General features: G+C 41.1%; 21 protein-coding genes and 1 rRNA gene. 7 read left to right on the top strand and 15 right to left on the bottom strand.

Annotation, left to right across the window (positions count from 1 at the left end; genetic code table 11):
• Nucleotides 1-99 (top strand): 5S ribosomal RNA (rrf, locus tag AC2A4J_RS18850); the annotation flags it as partial.
• 268 nt (nucleotides 100-367) lie between these two features.
• On the opposite strand, the gene AC2A4J_RS18845 is transcribed toward rrf, so the two are convergent.
• The 4 genes from AC2A4J_RS18845 to AC2A4J_RS18830 are packed head-to-tail and all read right to left on the bottom strand — an operon-like array spanning nucleotide 368 to nucleotide 3443.
• Nucleotides 368-1327 (bottom strand): FAD:protein FMN transferase, encoded by a 960-nt coding sequence (locus tag AC2A4J_RS18845; protein ID WP_255824730.1) that lies wholly within the window; start codon nucleotides 1325-1327, stop codon nucleotides 368-370.
• Nucleotides 1328-1384: 57 nt separating this feature from the next.
• On the bottom strand, nucleotides 1385-2692 hold the full coding sequence (locus AC2A4J_RS18840; RefSeq protein ID WP_484177076.1) for a DUF3570 domain-containing protein: 1308 nt from the start codon (nucleotides 2690-2692) through the stop codon (nucleotides 1385-1387).
• Nucleotides 2679-2903, bottom strand: coding sequence for a DUF4266 domain-containing protein (locus AC2A4J_RS18835; protein WP_484177075.1), 225 nt, complete (start codon nucleotides 2901-2903; stop codon nucleotides 2679-2681). The genes AC2A4J_RS18840 and AC2A4J_RS18835 overlap by 14 nt, the downstream gene beginning before the upstream one ends.
• A 3-nt stretch (nucleotides 2904-2906) precedes the next feature.
• Complete coding sequence (locus AC2A4J_RS18830) at nucleotides 2907-3443, bottom strand: TlpA disulfide reductase family protein (RefSeq protein ID WP_255824724.1); 537 nt, start codon at nucleotides 3441-3443, stop codon at nucleotides 2907-2909.
• Nucleotides 3444-3590: 147 nt separating this feature from the next.
• Between AC2A4J_RS18830 and dsbD the strand changes: the two genes are divergently transcribed.
• The 6 genes from dsbD to AC2A4J_RS18800 all read left to right on the top strand — a co-directional run bounded on the left by dsbD (nucleotide 3591) and on the right by AC2A4J_RS18800 (nucleotide 10258).
• Entirely contained in the window at nucleotides 3591-5420 is a 1830-nt protein-coding gene (gene dsbD / locus AC2A4J_RS18825) for a protein-disulfide reductase DsbD (protein ID WP_484177077.1), read from the top strand.
• A 14-nt stretch (nucleotides 5421-5434) separates the two neighbouring features.
• Nucleotides 5435-6100 carry a response regulator gene (locus AC2A4J_RS18820; RefSeq protein ID WP_255829273.1) on the top strand — a complete coding sequence of 222 codons (666 nt, stop codon included), beginning with the start codon at nucleotides 5435-5437 and terminating at the stop codon, nucleotides 6098-6100.
• 61 nt (nucleotides 6101-6161) lie between these two features.
• Complete coding sequence (locus AC2A4J_RS18815) at nucleotides 6162-7475, top strand: ATP-binding protein (protein ID WP_484177074.1); 1314 nt, start codon at nucleotides 6162-6164, stop codon at nucleotides 7473-7475.
• A 187-nt stretch (nucleotides 7476-7662) separates the two neighbouring features.
• Nucleotides 7663-8376: a ZIP family metal transporter gene (locus AC2A4J_RS18810; protein ID WP_484177073.1), complete on the top strand. Its 714-nt coding sequence runs from the start codon at nucleotides 7663-7665 to the stop codon at nucleotides 8374-8376.
• Nucleotides 8377-8450: 74 nt separating this feature from the next.
• Complete coding sequence (locus AC2A4J_RS18805) at nucleotides 8451-9623, top strand: benzoate/H(+) symporter BenE family transporter (RefSeq protein WP_484177072.1); 1173 nt, start codon at nucleotides 8451-8453, stop codon at nucleotides 9621-9623.
• Nucleotides 9624-9634: 11 nt separating this feature from the next.
• Entirely contained in the window at nucleotides 9635-10258 is a 624-nt protein-coding gene (locus tag AC2A4J_RS18800; RefSeq protein WP_255824716.1) for a GntR family transcriptional regulator, read from the top strand.
• A 13-nt stretch (nucleotides 10259-10271) separates the two neighbouring features.
• Here AC2A4J_RS18800 and AC2A4J_RS18795 read toward each other — a convergent pair whose 3' ends face one another.
• The 11 genes from AC2A4J_RS18795 to AC2A4J_RS18745 form a co-directional block, all read right to left on the bottom strand.
• Nucleotides 10272-10955, bottom strand: a complete 684-nt coding sequence (locus AC2A4J_RS18795) for a sensor histidine kinase (RefSeq protein WP_255824714.1) — start codon at nucleotides 10953-10955, stop codon at nucleotides 10272-10274.
• Nucleotide 10956: 1 nt separating this feature from the next.
• A complete protein-coding gene (locus AC2A4J_RS18790; RefSeq protein ID WP_484177071.1) occupies nucleotides 10957-12168 on the bottom strand; it encodes a response regulator in 1212 nt (403 codons plus the stop codon).
• A 26-nt stretch (nucleotides 12169-12194) separates the two neighbouring features.
• Nucleotides 12195-12419, bottom strand: coding sequence for a DNA gyrase inhibitor YacG (gene yacG / locus AC2A4J_RS18785; RefSeq protein ID WP_255824710.1), 225 nt, complete (start codon nucleotides 12417-12419; stop codon nucleotides 12195-12197).
• The gene (gene coaE, locus AC2A4J_RS18780; protein WP_484177070.1) at nucleotides 12413-13018 is read right to left on the bottom strand and encodes a dephospho-CoA kinase; all 606 of its coding nucleotides are present in this window, start codon (nucleotides 13016-13018) and stop codon (nucleotides 12413-12415) included. The genes yacG and coaE overlap by 7 nt, the downstream gene beginning before the upstream one ends.
• The gene (locus tag AC2A4J_RS18775) at nucleotides 13015-13806 is read right to left on the bottom strand and encodes a prepilin peptidase (protein ID WP_484177069.1); all 792 of its coding nucleotides are present in this window, start codon (nucleotides 13804-13806) and stop codon (nucleotides 13015-13017) included. The genes coaE and AC2A4J_RS18775 overlap by 4 nt, the downstream gene beginning before the upstream one ends.
• Complete coding sequence (locus AC2A4J_RS18770) at nucleotides 13807-14871, bottom strand: type II secretion system F family protein (protein ID WP_484177068.1); 1065 nt, start codon at nucleotides 14869-14871, stop codon at nucleotides 13807-13809.
• Nucleotides 14858-15808, bottom strand: coding sequence for a GspE/PulE family protein (locus AC2A4J_RS18765; protein ID WP_484177067.1), 951 nt, complete (start codon nucleotides 15806-15808; stop codon nucleotides 14858-14860). Before AC2A4J_RS18765 ends, AC2A4J_RS18770 begins: the two co-directional genes overlap by 14 nt.
• Entirely contained in the window at nucleotides 15805-16257 is a 453-nt protein-coding gene (locus AC2A4J_RS18760; protein ID WP_484177066.1) for a type IV pilin protein, read from the bottom strand. The genes AC2A4J_RS18765 and AC2A4J_RS18760 overlap by 4 nt, the downstream gene beginning before the upstream one ends.
• 72 nt (nucleotides 16258-16329) lie before the next feature.
• The gene (locus AC2A4J_RS18755) at nucleotides 16330-16707 is read right to left on the bottom strand and encodes a hypothetical protein (protein WP_484177065.1); all 378 of its coding nucleotides are present in this window, start codon (nucleotides 16705-16707) and stop codon (nucleotides 16330-16332) included.
• A gap of 171 nt (nucleotides 16708-16878) precedes the next feature.
• Complete coding sequence (pta, locus tag AC2A4J_RS18750) at nucleotides 16879-18978, bottom strand: phosphate acetyltransferase (RefSeq protein ID WP_484177064.1); 2100 nt, start codon at nucleotides 18976-18978, stop codon at nucleotides 16879-16881.
• A 46-nt stretch (nucleotides 18979-19024) separates the two neighbouring features.
• Nucleotides 19025-20215, bottom strand: a complete 1191-nt coding sequence (locus AC2A4J_RS18745; protein ID WP_484177063.1) for an acetate/propionate family kinase — start codon at nucleotides 20213-20215, stop codon at nucleotides 19025-19027.
• Between the last annotated feature and the right edge of the window lies 1 nt (nucleotide 20216).

Genomic DNA, 20216 nt, shown 5'->3' with positions numbered 1-20216 from the left:
GCGTTGAACCACCTGATCCCATCCCGAACTCAGAAGTGAAAAGCGCCATCGCCGATGGTAGTGTGGGAGATCCCATGTGAGAGTAGGTCGTTATCAAGATTTAATTAAGAATGCCCTGATTACGCAAGTAGTCAGGGTTTTTTTTTCTCAAAAATAACTCATCAAAATTACGTTGGTTTAACCATTATAATTAATAAAGTGGTCTTAACATGCGAGCATCAGTTTGCTTTTAGCCAATGGCACTTCCGCAAGAGGATAAGCATCCCGCAAGGGGATAAGCATCCCGCAAGGGGATAAATATGTGAGGCTATTTTTTTATTCTGCTTAATCATAAACTGTAAGTTTAAAGTGAAACTTACAGTTTATCTCAATTAGATATCCAATAGTCCATATCCAGTGATGCTAGAAAGCTTTCTGCTTCTGGACCTTTTAGTAACGCGAGAGTTGATACTATTCCTGCATTGACGCATGTAGGCGCCCCTACGGTCACACTTCTTGGTGCGTCGGTCATGGCCCATCCAGTCGTTGGATTTAAAACATGAGAATAACGGATACCATCTTTCATTAAAAAGCGGCGACTGTCTCCCGATGTGGCAAGGGCACCAGAGGAGAGTGCAACAATGAGTGTTGCTTTTGTGGGATCGTTAATCGACTCAATCCCGACTTTCCAGCTTTCACCGTTTAACCTTTTGCCACTACAAGCAAGGTCACCACCACAGTTTATAAGAATGGCAGCGGTAGTTTTTGAAAAGATTTGACGACAGATAGACAGCATTTTATCGACGGCATACTCTTTGCCTATACCGCCAAAATCCAACTCCATACCTGATGGCAAAGTTAATTCTGTTGGGTTATTTGGGTTCCAGCCTAACTTTTCCCAACCAACTATAGTCAATAGTTCATTTACTGCACTATTTTCAGGTAAATTGTCACTGCCATCAAACTTCCATACTTTTCTCAGTATTCCAGATGTTATGTCAAACAACCCCTGTGACGCGTTGTAAGCGTGATTAGCGAAAATCATTAATTGGGCAGTTTCTGTATCTAGTTTTTGAATAGCATCAACGTTCGAATGGATTTTGGTGAATGTATTATCTGTTTGATAGCGGCTAAATTTATATTCGATTCGCCATGCTTCAATAATGGCGCTTTTAGCTGCTGTTTTAACGAGATCGAGCTGTTTAGATTCAATCAATATTGAACAGTTGCTTGCCATACATTCAAATTGAATTTTATATGCGTGTTCGCTTTCTTGCCATAAGCTAGGGTTTGGATGGCTAGATGGGTTAAACGATGAATCTATAAGTAACTTTTCAATTAACTTCATAGTGCCCCGGTAGCGATGAAACCCCCTCTATAAATGATATATAGAGGGGATTATGGTTTAAAACTTATATCCTAGGATTAACATAGCTGCATCCAAGCCTGGGTAAAGTTCTTGTGATGTAAGCTTTCCATAGCCTTTATCACCAGAGCTTTCTTGATGGTAAAGGGAGAATCGAGTGTAAAGCTCAGTTTCATCCGCAAATTTATAACCGTATTTTAAGCCTAGAGTATAGGTATCTAAATCTCCTAAACGATAATCAGCACTGGCGAAATCAGCGTTTGTATAATCACTAGAATTTAAATATCTATGATAAAAGTCTGCTTTGCTTTGAGTGTACCAGCGTAGTTGTGGTTCTAAGTACTGGTTATCAAATCGAAAGCGATACTTAGCGTCAATCGTGTGGGAATTAACTCCCCAATCATCAAACATATATCGATAACTTACATCGAGTATATCGTCGTTATCAAATTGATATTTTGTTTGCCAGTATATGCTTTGCTTGAGGCGTGAATCAGGCCGCTTTTCATATAGATATAAATCTCGGCCACTGCTTTGAAAATTACCGCCATAATTTGTACCTGCATTATCATCTATCACAGAAATAATTTTATAAGGATCCGTTAAGTAACCAGAGCTGGTGCTTAACGCATAATTAAATTGCATGATGGTTTTTCGGTTGATAATTTGAGTGACGCCGAATACGGCATCAACTAAATTTTTATTTTCCGCGTCGCTTCGCTGAGTAAATTCACTGCCTAAATTATTGAGCGGTACTTGAATCAAGCCTGTGGGAATACCGCCTTCTGGGTTTACCGTATCATTAGATAAGTTTAAGCCCAATGTAAGTGTTGTATTCTTTTGGTTTAAATAACGAGTCAGGCTGCCATTTACGCCAAGAGACTGATAATCGTGCTCTTTGGAAAGGTAGCCACCAACGCCGTAAGCCCAATCGCGATCTATTGGCGCAGTCCAATTGCTGGAAAATGCAATACGAGTATCTTTAAAGGTATCGTCTAGAGGTTGCTCACCTGTAGTCGCATTGTAAGAACTTTTACCTGAAGGGCTGGTGAAGGTTTGAACATGATCACTTGCTGTCGCACCATTTGGAGAGGCACCGGTTAAGGTGTCGGCTGCGATTTTAAAGGTAAGTTTTGTTTCTTCATCATAGTTTTTGGTTGCACTAATAACAGGTTCAGCAGCAGAGACTCGTCCGTTACTTTCTGAATAGAGCAGGAAAGCAGAATCTACATCCCAACTATCAGCCGCATTGACAATAGGAGATATACCGCCAATAAGGGCACAGCTGGCAGCCGCTAATAGCTGAGCCAGTTCACGATTATTATGAGTTTTCTTAGTTACAGCCACAGCCACCACCTCCAAATCCTTGCCCACCACTACTGGCTTCTTTACTGAAATAAATGTGATCATTCAAACTGCTTTCGATAGGATCACTAATTAGGTTCATCTCCTGTTGGGCAAGAATATCCCGTTCCCAAGGCTTAACCCCAACATCGCTGCAACCTGAAAGGATAATTGGCAGAGTCATCAAGCCAATAGCGCTGATTATTTTTTGCATAGCTTATTCCCCTTTTTCTGCTAGTAATTCAGCAATAGCGGCTTCATATTCATTTATATTGTTCTGATGAAAGCCAACGTGAGTAGCTCTAATTTTTCCTTGTCGATCCAACAAAAAGCTTGTTGGCATACCGATAACCCCAAAGTCTTCTGGTAATTGAGCTTGTGTATCAAACAATACGGTAAAGCCTGGTTTAAATTCTTTTAAGAAATCTAACGCTTGTTGTTTCTCTTGATCTAAATTGATGGCGATAACTTTAAGTCCTTGGCCTTTGTATTTAGCCTGTATATTTGTCATCCAAGGGAATGATTCTCGGCATGGCCCACACCACGAAGCCCAGAAATCTACGAGTATCACTTTGCCCTTTTCCATTTGTAACGAAACTTTCTGGTTTGTTTGATACTTAGGCAGCATCACAGCTTGGTGAGGTGCAGCTTTTGCTGTGGAAGATGGTGTCAAATCGGATGCCCACAACGATGAAGATAACAAAAGGTAACCAGTTAAAGCGGCTAGCAAAATGCATTTAGGATGTTTGGTCATAGCGTGCTTCCAAGTAGTAGATTTACTGGAAATACTACTGTGCCATTCTTAAGGAAAAATTAAGGGGCAAAAAGATATGACGTAAGATTTGCTTAAGGTTGCTTATCTATAGTGTGTAAATCTACGCATATTAAGGAATATTGAGTGATGACTTCTTTCATGTATTATCGGCAAATTAGATGGGTAGTAGCTGCTTTAATTGCTTTGCTTTTGGCAATTCCAGCCTTTGCGGATAGCGATTTTTTGAAGCCGTCTGAGGCCTTTAAATTGCAGGTTGATGATATTAAAAAAGAGATCCATTGGGGAATTGCTGATGGGTATTATTTATATGAATCACGAGTAAAAGTGTCGTTGGCAGAGGATAAGGCTGTATCGATTCCTTTTCATTTCTTAACCAGATCTGAAGAAAAAGACGATCCAAATTTTGGTTTGGTTAATGTTTTTCATAATGAAATGGCGATTGCCATTGATGGCGATGAAAAAAAGCCTAGTGACCTGAAGGTGACGTATCAAGGTTGCGCTGCGGCAGGTTTGTGTTATCCACCACAAACTAAGATTGTGGCCTTTAGCGGCAGCAGTGATAAAGCCGTAGAGATCGAGCAATTATCGGTTTCTGTGCCTTCTAAATCCATCAATAATACAGTGCAAGCTCCCCCTAAAGCATCCACTGAAGGTGAAGCAGGGCAGTTAGTTAAGTTGTTATTAAATGGTGATCGCTTTTGGGTCTTGATCACCTTTTTTGTTTTAGGTTTGGGTCTTACTTTTACACCTTGCGTGTTGCCGATGATTCCAATATTGGCTGGTATTATTGCAGGGCAAGCTGGAAATATCACCGCTAGAAAAGGCTTTTTCTTATCCCTTTCGTATGTCTTGGGGATGTCCTTTTCTTACAGTATAGCGGGAGTTTTAGTCGGTATTTTTGGTGCACAGCTTAATCTTCAAGCTTTGTTTCAGGCTCCAGGTGTATTAATTAGTTTTAGTGTTTTGTTTGTTCTTTTGTCTTTGTCTATGTTTGGCTTCTATGAACTGCAGTTACCGATGTTTCTGCGTGACAGGTTGGATAGATTAAGTCAAAAAAGCGTCGGTGGTCCATATCTTGGTGTTGGTATTATGGGGGCCATTTCAGCATTAATTGTATCGCCTTGTGTCTCTGCTCCCTTGGCAGGCGCGCTAATTTATATCAGTACAACAGGAGATGCTGTTCTAGGTGGCAGTGTGTTGTTTGTAATGAGTTTAGGGATGGGCGTGCCTTTACTGTTAGTTGGCTTGGGAGGTGGGAAATATCTTCCGAAAGCCGGTATGTGGATGATGCAGGTAAAGGCGGCATTTGGCGTGATTTTGTTGGGAGTGGCCATCGCTTTAGTATCCCGTATCGTATCTGACACTATCAGTGTGTATTTATGGGCGCTGCTTTGCATTGTGTATGCTATTCATCTCTCTCCCTTTGAGTCTGGTAATAATGGTTGGGGTAAGACGCGACAAGGCTTAGCGTTAGTTTTGCTAATCTACGGTGCTGCGATATTAACCTCTGGTTTAGCGGGTAAACCTAGTTTAGACAAGCCGTTAGGGTACTTTTCCTCAGCTTCAAATGGTGTGAGTGCGGCTGAAATGAAGCCTTTATTTGATCGCATGCAAAATGTTGTTCTTGTTGAAAATGCGATGCAACAGGCTAAAGCTAATGGGAAGTTGGTTGTCTTAGATATGTATGCCGACTGGTGTACCGCTTGTTTAGAAATGGAAAAAGATGTCTTTAGTAGCAGTGATCTAAAAGTTTATTTGAATAACATTGCTTTTTTGCAGCTTGATCTCACTGAAAACACGCCTGCTCAGCAAGCATTTTTATCAAAATATGGCGTATTTGGACCACCAACTCTGTTATTCTTTTCTGCAGATGGTGATTTGATCAACGCCCGCCAAGGTGAAATGAATTTAGCTCAATTTGATAGAGTGCTGCAATCAATCTTGGCAAACTTATGAAAGAAGGAAGAGGTTTGCGCATACTCATTGTAGAGGACGATCTTTCATTAGCGGATGGCCTTGCCACTGCTTTAAAGCGTGAAGGATACACGGTTGATCTACTTCATGATGGCATTCATGCATTGGAAGCATTGGCCAATGAAGTGTTCGATTTAGTTGTGCTGGATTTGGGCTTGCCAAGATTGGACGGTTTGGCTGTATTGAAGCAGCTGCGCTCAAATGATAATGGCATTCCTGTTTTGATTCTGACTGCTCGGGATGCCTTGGAAGACAGGGTGTCTGGTCTGGATTTAGGGGCGGATGACTATTTGGTGAAGCCTTTTGATGTGACAGAGCTTAAAGCCCGTGCTCGGGCATTACTGCGTCGAAGCTATGGTCGAGCAATCAGTGAAATTCATTACAAAGGTCTTACGTTGTTTCCTGCAAGTCATAAAGTAACTTATCAAAATAAAGACATCAGTTTAACTCGCCGAGAGTATTCTTTGCTGCACGAACTTGTTAGTCAGCCTGGTCATGTTTTTACTCGAGATGTACTTCAACAATTAATGTACGGCTGGGGGGATGATGTGGAAAGTAATGCGCTAGAGGTACATATCCATCATTTACGTAAAAAACTCTTCCCAGAACTAGTTCGCACCATACGAGGCATTGGCTATGTGGTCGATCAAGAATTGGGCTAACGAAAAACTATTAAGTTCAATTCGTCGTAGAACCCTTTTTTTTGTAATGTGTATTTTTACCATGACAAGTATTCTTATCATGGTGATTGGTTTGCTATTTGCCAATCATGAAGTCGAAGAGTTATTTGATGCCAGACTGGCCCAACAAGCCCGTTTATTATTGACGTTGTCTGACAATATTGAAAAGCTTGGTTCGAGTAAAAATACGATATCACCGTTATTAATTGATGAAGCAAATACTGATGAATCAATTGGCCATAAATACGAAAGTAAAATTTTCTATCAGATTTGGAGTGGTGATAAATTAAAAATAGCCTCTGATTCAATGATGCTGTCTTTGCAAAAAGAAGATGCATCAGGTTATGGGGACGCAATGGCCGATCAGTATCAATGGCGTACTTTTACCTTGAAGCAACTGTCTGGAAATACCAAGGTTATTGTTGCAGAACGTGCTGATGTAAGAGGAGAGATTTCAGATCAAATTGTTTTGCAAACGCTTTTTCCTGAAATATTAGCTTGGCCCATTTTGGCTGTTCTTGTTTGGGCTGCTGTAGGGTTTGGGCTTGAGCCACTTCAACAACTTGCTCAGCGAATTCAAAAGATAACCCCAACCAAGTTAGAACCCATCGAGATGTCTTATGTACCAGAAGAGTTGGCACCTGTTAAAACCGCATTGAATGGCTTGCTTTTAGAAATTGATGTATTGATGGAACGAGAAAAGCGTTGGATAGCCGATGCGGCTCATGAACTAAGGACGCCATTAAGCATTCTACGAGTTCATGCTGAAAATGCGGCGTCGGCTGTAAATGATCAAGAGCGTAATCAATCGTTAACTCAGCTCACATCTGGCGTTGATAGATCCACTCGAATTGTTTCTCAGTTACTTGCACTTGCGCGTTTAGAGCATCAGAAAAAAGTCACAAGTGAAGAGGTCGATGTAATTGCGATTAGCCGATCCATGATTGCGGATATCCTTCCATTAGCTTGGAAGAATAATGTAGAGATTAGCTTAGATGTCGATGATAACTTACCTTGGTATTGTTATGTAGAGCCTAATCACATTGAGATATTACTGCAAAATTTGATGAGTAATGCGATTAAGTTTTCGCCTAAAGGCTCAACTATTCAAGTAATTTGGACGCAGACGGCGAATTTAGTTGAATTAAAAGTCCTAGATGCAGGCAAGGGTGTTAGTCAAGAAGAAAAACAGAGACTCAGTGAGCGATTTTTTCGGTCTGGTGAAGTTGAAGGTGCTGGTCTTGGGCTGTCTATCGTTAAAAATATTGTCGATAAGTATCAGGGTTCACTTTCGTTTGAAGACGCCATTCATCAAGGCTTTCTAGTGCGCGTTATAATGCCAATTAGAAAGATATAAGAAGTAAAAATTATTTTTTTAAGCTTATTTTTAGATTCAATACCAGATAACGTCTGGCATTTGATTTTGGCGGATTATAACGCCGTAAGTGTTAGTCAGCATACTTAGTGAAGTCTTACCTATTAGTCATGACAGGTAACGCTCTCAACACAGATAATCACATTATATCTTTTGGAGTATTGGTTTAATGGCACCTTTGTATAGCGTTATATTTCTAACTTTATGTGCTGGCTTAGCAATGCCATTAGGGGCTTTGATTGCCAATTTTGAGCGTATAAAGCCTGAGTGGTTAGAAACAGAATTAATGCATGGCATTACGGCCTTTGGCGGCGGTGCTTTGTTGTCGGCGATTGCTTTGGTTCTTGTTCCAGAAGGTATTTCTCAATTTTCTCCCTGGTCTGCAGCGGTATTATTTTTATCCGGTGGCGTGGCGTTTATGTGGCTTGATATTTGGTTATCTAAACAGCAGACCTCTATGAGTCAATTAGTCGCTATGCTAGCAGATTTTATTCCTGAGTCTCTGGCGTTGGGTGCTGCGTTTGCTTTAGGTACTATTAACGGCGTGTTGCTTGCAGGGCTGATTGCTATGCAAAACCTTCCTGAAGGTTTTAATGCTTTTCGTGAATTAAAAGCGTCATCACCTTATCGTTCACGGACAATTATTTTGTTGTTTGTGTTGCTTGCTTTGTGCGGACCGATAGCGGGTGTTATTGCGCATCTTTGGTTAGCTGAATGGCCAGTTATTATATCTGCTGTGATGTTGTTCGCATCGGGCGGTATTTTATATGCTGTATTCCAAGACATTGCTCCGCGAGTTGCCTTAGAGAAGCATTGGATGCCACCAATGGGGGCCGTAATGGGTTTTGTACTTGGTTTGGTTGGTTATATGTTAGTACATTAGTAAAAAATGTATACAAAAATAGTTGTTATGAAATATAGTGAGTGCTCTTTTTAAACCATACAGGTAGTAGGGTTGTGCTCAGAATAGTAAAAGATTTTAGTTTAAGTGCACTTGTTGCAGGATTTGTGGCCGTGCTTATAGGTTTTGCAAGCTCCGTTGCAATTGTATTTCAGGCCGCTCAAGCGGCTGGCGCTGATTCTAACATCATAGTGTCTTGGATTATGGCGTTAGGGCTTGGTATGGGGGCAACCTGCTTCTTCCTTTCTTTGTGGTACCGATCTCCTGTTATCACGGCTTGGTCTACGCCTGGCGCCGCATTGTTAGCGACGAGCCTAGGAACAATCAGTTATGCCGAGGCGATAGGTGTGTTCGTTTTTGCTGGCATACTCACTTTGCTAACCGGTGTTTCTGGGCTATTTGACAAAGTCATGCGTTTGGTTCCTTTACCCCTAGCTTGTGCCATGTTGGCTGGAGTACTTTTCAAGTTTGGGCTTTCTATTTTCGATTCTATGATGAGTGATGTTTTCCTTGTCGGAATAATGTTGATGACATATTTGGTGAGCAAACGGCTTTTACCTCGCTATGCTGTGTTGTTTGTCTTGGTTGCTGGTGTTGCATTTGTACTGGCTAGATCCGATGGCCAGTTAATGTCTGATGTTCCTTTCTCACTTGGCGCGTTTGTATGGGTTTGGCCTGAATGGAATATTGGTGCATTAATTGGTATTGGTATTCCGTTATATATTGTGACTATGACCTCTCAGAATATTCCAGGTGTAGCTGTGATGCGCAGTAGTGGCTACCAAACTCCTGTATCTCCACTCATTAGCTGGACAGGTTTTACTTCTATTATGTTGGCACCTTTAGGTGGCTTCGCTTTCAATTTAGCCGCGATTACGGCGGCTATTTGTTCTGGTGATGAATGTCACAAAGACCCTAAGCGGCGCTATATAGCGGGATTATCTGCAGGCGTGTTTTATTGGTTTGCTGGTTTAGCTGGCACATCAGTAGTTGCTTTATTTTCGATTTTTCCTGCAACCATGATTGCGGCTTTAGCGGGTATTGCCTTACTAGGAACCATTGGTATGAATTTGAAAAATGCGATGGCGGATGATTCTAATCGAGAAGCGGCATTGATTACTTTTTTAGTAACAGTTTCTGGTGTGTCATTTGGTGGTATTGCGTCAGCTTTTTGGGGCATTTTGTTTGGTGTTATTTGTCTGTTGATAGGCAATATTAAGTTCAGATAAGAAGGTTCTTTATGGACATTAGCCATAGTATCAAAGAAGACATTTTAAAAAATCAGCTGCCAAGAGGTGTTCCTTTACGACAAGCGAACCTGTCAACTCGATATGGTGTGAGCAGAATTCCTATTAGGGATGCATTGCAGGTTTTGAAGTCTGAAGGTTGGCTTGTTTTACATGGTAAAGCTGGGGTTATGATTCCTGATTTGAATTGGAAGGAAGCAGAAGATCTTTATTTGATGCGAGCTGAATTAGAATGTTTGTTGTTTGAAAGGGCATTTGATCACATCGGTAAAGGTGATCTAGTTGAGGCTAGGCACTTCTTAGAGGAGCTAAATAAAGAGAGTTTAACATTGGTCTATAAAGGCGAGCTTAATTGGTTATTCCATCAAGTTTTGTACAGATCCGCTGAACGACCAACGTTGCAACGGGTAGTGGAAGGTCTTAATAAACAGGCAGTACGCTATCTCGGCTTTCAGTATGGACCATTAGGCTATCGAGATACTAGTCAGGCTCAGCATGAGCAGCTACTTTCATTAATTGAGTCAAAAGAAAAGAAGGCTGCACTCATTTTTCTGAGGCAGCATATAGAAAATGCAGGAATATTGTTAACTAAGTATTTAAAAAAACTGAATTTATAAGAGAACTTGCAAACTACAATGTTAAGTTGATCGGTTGGGGGAGACAAACGGTTAGGCTGGCCCCACCTAGGGTAGAAGAAGACTCTTTTTTAATAAACCCTCTGATATCATTAACGATATGTGCAGTGGCTGATAACTCAGCAAAATACAAACCTAAGCCAGTATTACCTTCTGGAAATTCCTCCGGCTGATCGTCAGTATCAATCTGTTTAAAACCATCGCCATCATCTTCAATTGATATAATTAGGAATCCATTCTCCATTTTTGCATTAATGAGGATTTTTGATTTTGCAAATCGTAGAGCATTATATACAGCAGTACTAACGACCGCTGTCATTAATCGTTCATCAAAAATCCCAGTTAGCTGTGCATCGCAGTTATATTCTAAATCTAGACTTTTTGCATTGGCGGACGGCTGCAAAGCAAATACTTGGTCATCTAAAAACTCATCCAGTAAAAAGGTGTCTACATGTAAGTCATAACCATCAGATGCTAGGCGGTAAAGGTATAAATATTCAACCCATTCATCATTGAGCTTTTTGAGAGACTCTTCAATCAAGACGATTCTTTTCAGGTTCGAATCGCTTTTACTTGTTGAATCTTTAAGACCTTGTAGCTGATAAAGTAACGTACCTACTTGGTTTTTACTTTCATGAATGGCGCTGGCCAAGATAGTGCTGATGTCGATTTTTTCCATCTTAGCCTCCAAATGCTTTTGTGTAATTTGCGCTTTGTTCTTTAGTTGGTGCTGTGGCACTTGCGGTTTTTACTTCGCTAAGCCAGCCTTCAAAAATTTGCTTAGCTGTGAGTGGATCATTATCAGCTAAATAAATGTCGATTTCGTAGCTATAGGCTTTTGATTTGTTGGTTGGGTCTTCAAAGAAAGACTCATGAACTTTTTTGAGGGTACTCTCAAAGTTATCTCGTTGTCTTGGTAAAAGTGGGCCGTTGTCAGAGATTCTAGCAAGAGATTCTAAATGCTTTAAGTAAACATCGGCGGTGTTGTAACATGAAAATTTCGCTAAAAATACAGCTCTGCGAAATGACATTTCTGCAGTCATGCTGTCGCCAATGGACAAACTTATGTTTCCTAGCTCCATTTGGCGGAGAATATTTTTTGGTGAACGACCAATTGCTTCAACTAGTGTAGCTTGCGCTTCCTCAGGTTTATCTTGGAGAACTTGGATTTTGGCAAGCCAATCATAAGCACTCACAAAAAAACGGTTATCAAGCATTAGTTGACGAAAGTGTAGTTCGGCTTTTTCCAATTCTCCCATTAAAAAATAGGATTTGGCTTTGCCAAACAATGCCCAAGGCATTTTTCTGCTTTTAAGGGTTTTATTGAACAACGACAACGCTTTTTTATATTGTTTAATCTCTAAGAGACTTTCACCAATTATTCTTTCGCATTTGCCTATGAGGGAAGGGTATTTTTTCATTACCCCTTTAGCTGCCTTAATTGCATCTTCAAAATTATTTGCATCGAGGGCAGCGTTCACATCATAAAGCCTGTCTTTTGTCTCTAATAGCTTGCTAAGGCGTCGTTGAAGAACAGCTTGAGAAAAAGGTTTTGTAATGTAGCCATCCGGCTGATATTCAATGGCTCCCATCACCATTTCAATGGACGTTTCTGCTGTTACCATTAAATAAGTGGCGGTATTTGGAATGAGTTTTGAGTGTCTGACTTCTTCTAAAAGCTGCTGACCGTCTTTGCCATTTCCGAGATTGTAATCGGATAGAATGACATCAAAGGATTTGTTCCTCAGAAGTTCGATGGCGGTTTCTGCTTTCATAGCAATATCTATCGAAGTAAAGCCAAAATCAGTCAGCATTTTTCGCTGCATGATTCTTGCTTCCGCCATATCTTCTATGAGTAGAGCTTTTTTCTTCGAAAAATCTTGTTGAGCCATAAATAATTACATTCCATATTAAGCAATTATAAAAAGGATTTATTTGGATCTATTACTAGATCTTCTGAAAAAATTTCATCCTCTTCAGAGGTTTGCTGTGGAATAGAATAAGATTCACTTGCCCAAGCACCCAAATCAATCAATTTACATCTTGGGCTGCAAAAAGGGCGATCTGGATTCTCTTTAGACCAAGGCGATTTTTTTTGACAAGTAGGGCAGGCAACCAAGGTTGCAGTATTACTATTTAACATGATTGTGACTCTAAAATTTTTTTGTGCAATTTGAAGACTTTAGCATTCATTTCATCAATATTACCAGAATTTTCCAAGACAAGATCGGCTCTCTTAATGCGTTCGCTATTGCTGAGTTGCGTCGCCATAATTTTACCTGCATTTTCTCTACTAATGTTGTCTCTACTCATGACGCGTTGTAGTTGTATGCTTTCAGGGACATCAATTGCTATAACGAGATCACATATAGCGTCTTGGTTTGTTTCAAACAGTAAAGGATGAACAAGCAATGCATAGGGTGAGGTAATGCTACTTAATTGCACTGATATTTCTTTTCGAATTGCAGGGTGCGTTAGTCCTTCAAGCCAGGACCTTTCTTCTGGATTGTCAAAAATAAGACTGCGTAGGGATTTACGATTAAGGTTACCATCGTCCAAGAGTATGCTATCACCGTAACGTTGGTGTATTTGATCCAAGCAAGTTGAACCTAATTGGACAACAAGTCGCGCCACGTCATCGGCATCAACGCTTTGAATGCCTATGTTATTGAAGTATTTTGTAATTGTGCTTTTGCCAGAGCCTATGCCACCAGCAAGACCGATTATAGTTGGAGTTGTCATAGACTAAAATAAAACACCATCATGGCTGAAAATATAAGAAATGGGCCAAATGCCATGTACTTAGCTCTACTTCTGTTAATTAATACAGTGTATAGGATTCCACTTAAACTTGCACAAAGTAACAAGGGAGTTAAGCCTGAAAATCCTAACCATGCAGCGAGCGCGGCTATAATTTTCGCATCACCTAATCCTATCCCTTCTTGATTTCTGAACGTTAAATAAAACCAACGTAGCACATAGATAAGTCCATAGCCGATGATCATACCTAAGACACTGCTTTCTATTCTATTAGTAGGAAGATTAATTAAGAGCGCACAAGCTAATGCTATGGTGCTGCATTCATCAGGTATTAATTGATGTTCAAGATCAATTACTGCTGCCGTTATTAAAACACTCACCAACAGTGTATGCAGTATAAGCTGATAGGTATCGTCAAAGATAAAGAGTAACGGGAAGCAGCCTATTAGGTGAAGGAATTCTATGGCGGGATAGCGATATGAAATTCTAGATTGGCAGTAACGGCATTTTCCTTTAAGCATTATGTAGCTAAGTAGTGGTATAAGGTCTTGCCAAGACAGCGGGAAGTGGCAATCAAAACAGAAGGAGCGGTTATTATTTATGTTAGCTGGAAGGTGTTTACTAAAAGGAAGTTGCAATAAAGCATGCGCTTCCTTTTCCCATAAATAGATATTCTTAATCGGCCACCTTACTGTAAATGCAGCAGCATAACTGCCAATACTCAAGACCATTAATGTATATAAAAACCAATTGATTGAAGTGAGCCACATCTAGGACATCTCAATGAGTGGTGCATATAGTGCAATGAGTGCTGAGGCAACAAATCCACCTGCAATCATAAGGCAAGCGGCCGGGATCAATTTTTCAAGCAGAGCAATGAATTTTTGCCAACGCTTTGTGTGTTCATTTTCTGCAAGCAAAAGCGCTCTTTCTATATCCCCGTCCTGCTCAGCAGAATGAAGTGCAATAGCGGATTCATTAGGGAACCACTCGACTGGGAAGCTATTAGCGTAATTTTTACCGAGACGTAGGGTGTAATAGACTTGGTAAATATCTTTTTTAATAGGTGGATGCTGGAAGTACTCAGGCATAGTTTTCAACGCATGCTGCAATGTAATGCCTGCTTTTCTTGTTGTGCTTAATAAAGAAAAGAGTTTGGTTAATCGGAAGGTCCCACTGTATTTTTCAAGCCAATAGCAAGCCTGTCCTTGATATAAACTTCGTATGATGATGAGTTGAACGACGCTGCAAGCAAAGTAAATGCTCATATGCTTGATTAGCTCAAAAAGATAATTTTCATCGGTGCTCTTTTGCATTAGTTGATTGGCTATAAGAATAATGAGAGCAATCTGAATGATACTAAAAGGGTAAATAATGGCCTTTAATAAACGTTGGGAGCAATCTAGTAGAGTATTAAGTTGTGTGATTGACATGTTTAAACTTTTTTCACAGTCTTCTCTCGAACCCTGCGAGTTAAGGAGCTGGCAATAGGGAGCAGCAGAAGGCTTTACCAGCTTGCTTAATACGTCGTTGAAAATTGCCCCATTTTCTAATTCACTTAATATGGCTTTGCTGGTAGTAGCGATTTTTTGATGGGTAGAAGAAAGTGCAAAATGAGAAATGGCTTGATTAAGTTGAAGCCCAGACTGCAAGGCACTCTGGATTTCAGTATAAAATGTCTGTAATGATTTATAGTCTAGCTCTTTGGGTTTCCATTCAGAAATGCTTACATACCAGCAGCCGCGGTTTATATAGCCAAATAATGCTCTGCTTTCAGAGGGTTCATAGCGGTAGTCTGTTTTGCCATTTTGATGTTGGATTTTATACCAAGGCATTTTGCGCCTCGCTGTTCTGATGGGAAAAAGCTTTCCATAAGGCAGGGGATGAAATAAGCGTATCGTAATCTCTTGGAAGCAATTCATTCCAAAGAGGTTGTAACCCGTTGAATATTGGCTGCTGCGATGAAATTTTATAATGCATGGATTGATGAATTATCAGTTTTAAGGAACTAACTAAAGAGAAAAAATCTACCTGCCAGCCATGACAACGATGCATGGCGTCAAGAGCTGAGTTTGTGTGTAATGTTGCTAAGACAAGGTGACCTGTCAATGCCGCATTTACCGCAAGATTTGCTGTAACGGCATCCCGCACCTCTCCCACCATGATTACATCTGGATCTTGTCTTAAGAATGACTTTAAAAGAGAAGCGGAATCTAAGCCAATGGCCGGATTGGGTTCGCATTGAAATAAGCCTGGGATTTCGTATTCGACCGGGTCTTCGATGGTAAAAATCGTCTTTTTGCCATTGTTTAAGGTATCAAGGCATGAATACAGAGTGGTGCTTTTTCCAGCTCCAGTCGCGCCACAAACTAAAATTAAGCCGCTGGGAGTGTTTAATGTCGATGTTAGTGTTTTTAGCAGAGATGACTGTATGCCGATCTCATCCAATGCTAAACGGTTCTTTTCTGGCAAGAGCCTTAAGGCAATTTTTTCGCCCTTAATAGTTGATATAATGCTGACGCGAATAAAAGTGCTACGGCTTCTTTCTTCAAAAAAAAATTGACCTTCTTGAGTTCGCCTTGTTTCAGATAAGTCTAGGTTGGCGCGCATTTTTATGCGGTTGAGTAAATTTGCTCCTTGCGTTAACTCGGTCACTTTATGAAGTAATCCATAGCAGCGTTGATATATTTTTATGCCAAGGCTTGAGTGTTCTATGTGAATGTCGGTAGCTCTATTGCTAACCGCATTGGAGATTATCTCTTCTAAAGTCATTCGTCCTCTCCAGCTAGGCTTTCACATTGAAGCGGGAGGATGTTGCTTTCCAAGTCAGAAAGACATGTCCAATTCCTATTTTCATCGCGAGAGTACTTCAGGTATTGGTTTTCACTAATGCCGGTGCTGTTGTTTAGGGTGAGAACAAGATCACCCATGCTTTTGTTTTGGCTCTGGACAGAAATGGATTTTGCAATGGAATCATCTGCTGGGGATTGCTTTATTAAGTTGAACTCTGTCTCGCTAGGAAAAGAGCCATGTAGAAGAATGAATTCTTCAACAAGTGCCTGATGTTGGGTGGCTAGGTTTTGTGCCTCTATCAATTTTGCTTTGGCAATTTGACGAGTAAATGTAGGGGCTGAAAGGCTTGCTAAAATAGAAATAATAGCGATTACAACCATTAACTCTAGTAGCGTAAAACCACGTATGGTTAGACGAGTAAGTAACATTCTTCACTCCTTGAAGATTTTAAAATTGATGGCATCCTGCCGAGATACTCAAATTAACGAGTATCTATTAGATTAAACAATTTGGTCGAGAAAGTCACCTGTAGGCGTTTTTTCTTGGTAATTACTCGTTTTATGGTCTTTGTTTGATGAATGCATAGTGAGTTCTTCGTCATCTTCAATGAACTCTTCATCTAAAAGATCGAGTAATAGGTCCTGCTTTTTCTGGGCTTCTATTTCTTCAAATTTCTTCTGCTTTCTTTGGGACAGTGCTTGGCCCTGTTCTGAAATTGTGACAACAAGATCGCTGGATGCTTTGGCATTTCGAGCATTAAGAGCCGCCATGCTTGTATCTTCATCAGAGCGCAAATCAAACGTCGTGTAACCAGGAGTATTTGTACTCGTGAGGGTATGATTTGAAAGTGCTATAGAATGAGGAAGGCTACCAGACATGCAAATCACCAACTTAACGTTTGTTAACAAAGGTTAATAAATATTAGATGGCATTGTATTAGTTGTCCACCGCCCAGATAAATTTAGGTGAAGAAAATGTTTTTATAAGAGATAACCCGTCTTCGCTTGCTAATAAGTGAAGACGGGTTAGTGGTTAGATAGGTTGATGATTTAATGGCTAGTTAATTGGCCTGACTGGATAGCTGTAATGGCTATAGTGTATACAATATCGTCTACCAATGCGCCACGAGATAAATCGTTAACCGGTTTACGAATGCCCTGTAGCATAGGACCAATACTCACAACATCCGCACTTCTCTGTACGGCCTTGTATGTGGTGTTACCTGTATTTAAATCAGGGAAAATAAATACAGTCGCTTTGCCCGCCACTTTACTGTTTGGCGCTTTCTGCTTAGCTACTTTTTCCATGATGGCAGCGTCATACTGAAGAGGGCCGTCAATTAACAGGTCAGGTCGAAGATTCTGGGCAATCGTTGTTGCTTCTCGTACTTTATCGACGTCGTTACCCGTTCCAGAGCCACCAGTACTGTAACTAATCATGGCGACTTTTGGCGTAATACCAAAAGCAGCGGCTGAATCGGCACTTTGAATCGCAATTTCTGCTAGCTGCTCAGCGCTCGGGTCTGGGTTTATTGCACAATCACCATAGACCAGAACTTGATCTGGCAAACACATGAAGAAAATTGACGAGACAAGGTTTGAGTTCGGAGATGTCTTGATCAGTTGAAGGGCTGGACGAATAGTGTTTGCTGTGGTGTGAACAGCCCCAGACACCAAGCCATCAACATCGCCAACTTGAAGCATCATGGTGCCTAAAACCACATTGTCTTCAAGTTGCTCGCGAGCCACTATATCAGTTAGTCCGCGAGCCTTTCTTAACTCAACCATTGGCGCAACATAGCGTTCACGAATGCTGCTTGGGTCGAGTATTTCGACCCCATGACTTAGCTCAATGCCATTGTTTTGAGCTATACGAAGAATTTCGGTTTCATTGCCTAAAAGGGTACAACGAGCAATACCACGCTCAGCACAAATAGACGCCGCCTGAATGGTACGTATCTCTTCACCTTCGGGAAGAATGATACGTTTACTCAATGAGCGAGCAAGCTCAATCAAGCGGAATCGGAATGCAGGAGGGGACAGTTTTCTCTCTTCTTGGTTCAATGCAAAAGAATTGATCCAATCGTGATCGATACAACGGGCGATGTGCTCTTTTACCATCAAGACGCGTTCTTTATCATCAAGTGGAATTTCTTGATTAAAAGACTGCATGTTAATGACGGTTTCCCAGCTGTTGGATTCAACAGAGAGAACAGGCAAGCCTTTTGCCATTGCTTTACCGCAAAGTGCCATTAAAGCTTCACTCGGCTGATAGCCGCCTGTGACCACTAAGGCTGCAATCTTGATATCATTTAATGCAGCAATGGCGGTCGCCATGATGATGTCAGTACGATCGCCTGGAGTGAAAACCAATACTCCAGGTCGCAAGGCTTCAAGCATGTTTTCAACGCCACGAGCACAAAGTGTATAAGATTGCACTCGACGAGATTCGATTTCACCAGCGTTGATGATTCGAGCACCAAGAAAATCAGCGACATCTTTGACACGAGGGTAAGTTAACTCGTCTGCTTTTGGAATTTGACCTAGTAGACTAAAGTTACGTTTGAAGATTCCTCTCTGTGCAAATAAATCTCCATAGGATTTAACGCCTAATGAGCCTAGTGTTGTTTTGTTTAATATACACCCAATCACATCATTGGCTTTAATTCCGCCATAAGAACCTGCCGCAATTTCAACATGGTGTTCAAGCTCGTTAACTCGCATGTTGTTCGGCGCTGTCACTAAAACCAAACCAGCATCAAGTGTACGAGCAATGGCTTTGTTTAGTCTTGTTGCATAAGGATGGCCTGCAATTTGAGCAAGACCTTCTACGATAACCGTTGAATCTGGCTCGACACTGGCTTGGAATCGACCAACAATTTCTTCCATCAGTTCATCAATATTGTCGTTATACAAATAACGCTCTGCTTCATGAAGCGGAATTGGCTCAGCTGGTGTAAGGGTTGAGCCTTGAGCAACCATGGCTGTTGACTTGTCAGGACCCTTGTCGCCTGGTTGAGGCTGGGCGATTGGCTTGAAAAAACTGGCCTTTAACCCTTGCTGCTCAAGCGCACGGACAAGACCGACAGAAACAGATGTTAATCCTACACCAGGGCCTGTAGGGACGGTCATGAGTACATTTATTGACATATCTGATGAATCCTAATTTAGTCCATTATGGGGTGTATGGTTTTGGTTATTGCTGAATTAAACTTATAGTATCCAGGGCAATCATTAGCTCTTCATTGGTCGGGATAACCCAAATGTTGGTGTTACTGCCTTTTGCACTAATGTTTAACGTCTCGCCACGAGGAGCATTATCATTCGCTTCTGAGTCTATACGGATATTCAGTGCTTTCAAATGATTGCAAATAGCTTGACGTAAATAGCTTGAATTTTCACCGATGCCGCCAGTAAATACCAAGTGATCAATACTTTCTAAAGTGGTTGCTACACTTGCTAAGTGCTTCGCTGTTCGCGCTGCAAACATATCTAAAGCCAATTTTGCTCTTTGATCTCCAGATTCCATGGCTTCTTCCAATGTTCGGCAGTCATTCGAAATTTCAGAGACACCGAGTAAGCCACTTTTTTTGTTAAGAATTTCAAGGGCTGCATTGGCAGAGATATTTTCAGCTTGGCTAATGAAAGACAGAAGGCTTGGATCTAGGCTTCCAGAACGAGTTCCCATCATTAGACCTTCTAATGGTGTGATGCCCATACTGGTGTCAGAAGATAGCCCTTTGTTGATAGCGCATGTGCTGGCACCATTACCAAGGTGGGCAACAAGTACACCTTGTTGATCACTGCCTTGTGCAATTTGTGCTAAACGTTGGCTAATATAGCGATAGCTGGTGCCGTGGAAACCATACTTGCGAAAATGATGCTCTCTGTAAAAATGCATGGGAATAGGGTACAAGTATTGCTCTGGCGCTAGAGTTTGATGAAACGCAGTATCAAACACCGCAACTTGTGGTAATCCAGGGAAAAGTTCACAAGCAACCTCAATCCCTTTGGCGTGAGCTGGGTTGTGGAGAGGGGCGAATTGAGCGCATTCGTTAATTCCATCAATCACATCTTGATTGATTAGAACCGATTTACTAAAGGTTTCTCCGCCATGAACTACGCGATGGCCAATTCCAGTAAGAGAGAGTTCAATGTCGGGATGGTTGCTTAGCCAATCTTTAATTTGAGCGACGGCATTTTTGTGGCTGCCATTTTCTAGTTCGATAATACGCTTTTGCCCTTCGAACTTAAACGTGATGCTGCTACCATCCGTACCAAGTCTGTCAGCAATGCCTTCAACCAGTGTTTTTTGTCCAGCGTTAGCAAGAATCGCAAATTTTAACGAAGAGCTTCCACAGTTGATGACTAAAATACTATCTTTCATA

This window comes from Marinomonas sp. ATLA20 (genome assembly GCF_057180105.1).
This window is presented reverse-complemented; position numbering and strand designations above follow the sequence as displayed.

Excerpts from the sequence above, each read along its gene's own strand:
- AC2A4J_RS18810 (WP_484177073.1), top strand. The coding sequence starts at position 7,663 with ATGGCACCTTTGTATAGCGTTATATTTCTAACTTTATGTGCTGGCTTA.
- AC2A4J_RS18745 (WP_484177063.1), bottom strand. The coding sequence starts at position 20,215 with ATGAAAGATAGTATTTTAGTCATCAACTGTGGAAGCTCTTCGTTAAAA.
- AC2A4J_RS18755 (WP_484177065.1), bottom strand. The coding sequence starts at position 16,707 with ATGTCTGGTAGCCTTCCTCATTCTATAGCACTTTCAAATCATACCCTC.
- AC2A4J_RS18845 (WP_255824730.1), bottom strand. The coding sequence starts at position 1,327 with ATGAAGTTAATTGAAAAGTTACTTATAGATTCATCGTTTAACCCATCT.
- AC2A4J_RS18830 (WP_255824724.1), bottom strand. The coding sequence starts at position 3,443 with ATGACCAAACATCCTAAATGCATTTTGCTAGCCGCTTTAACTGGTTAC.
- AC2A4J_RS18835 (WP_484177075.1), bottom strand. The coding sequence starts at position 2,903 with ATGCAAAAAATAATCAGCGCTATTGGCTTGATGACTCTGCCAATTATC.
- AC2A4J_RS18760 (WP_484177066.1), bottom strand. The coding sequence starts at position 16,257 with ATGTTACTTACTCGTCTAACCATACGTGGTTTTACGCTACTAGAGTTA.
- AC2A4J_RS18790 (WP_484177071.1), bottom strand. The coding sequence starts at position 12,168 with ATGGCTCAACAAGATTTTTCGAAGAAAAAAGCTCTACTCATAGAAGAT.
- AC2A4J_RS18800 (WP_255824716.1), top strand. The coding sequence starts at position 9,635 with ATGGACATTAGCCATAGTATCAAAGAAGACATTTTAAAAAATCAGCTG.
- coaE (WP_484177070.1), bottom strand. The coding sequence starts at position 13,018 with ATGACAACTCCAACTATAATCGGTCTTGCTGGTGGCATAGGCTCTGGC.
- pta (WP_484177064.1), bottom strand. The coding sequence starts at position 18,978 with ATGTCAATAAATGTACTCATGACCGTCCCTACAGGCCCTGGTGTAGGA.
- AC2A4J_RS18795 (WP_255824714.1), bottom strand. The coding sequence starts at position 10,955 with ATGGAAAAAATCGACATCAGCACTATCTTGGCCAGCGCCATTCATGAA.
- AC2A4J_RS18775 (WP_484177069.1), bottom strand. The coding sequence starts at position 13,806 with ATGTGGCTCACTTCAATCAATTGGTTTTTATATACATTAATGGTCTTG.
- AC2A4J_RS18815 (WP_484177074.1), top strand. The coding sequence starts at position 6,162 with ATGACAAGTATTCTTATCATGGTGATTGGTTTGCTATTTGCCAATCAT.
- dsbD (WP_484177077.1), top strand. The coding sequence starts at position 3,591 with ATGACTTCTTTCATGTATTATCGGCAAATTAGATGGGTAGTAGCTGCT.
- AC2A4J_RS18765 (WP_484177067.1), bottom strand. The coding sequence starts at position 15,808 with ATGACTTTAGAAGAGATAATCTCCAATGCGGTTAGCAATAGAGCTACC.
- AC2A4J_RS18770 (WP_484177068.1), bottom strand. The coding sequence starts at position 14,871 with ATGCCTTGGTATAAAATCCAACATCAAAATGGCAAAACAGACTACCGC.
- yacG (WP_255824710.1), bottom strand. The coding sequence starts at position 12,419 with ATGTTAAATAGTAATACTGCAACCTTGGTTGCCTGCCCTACTTGTCAA.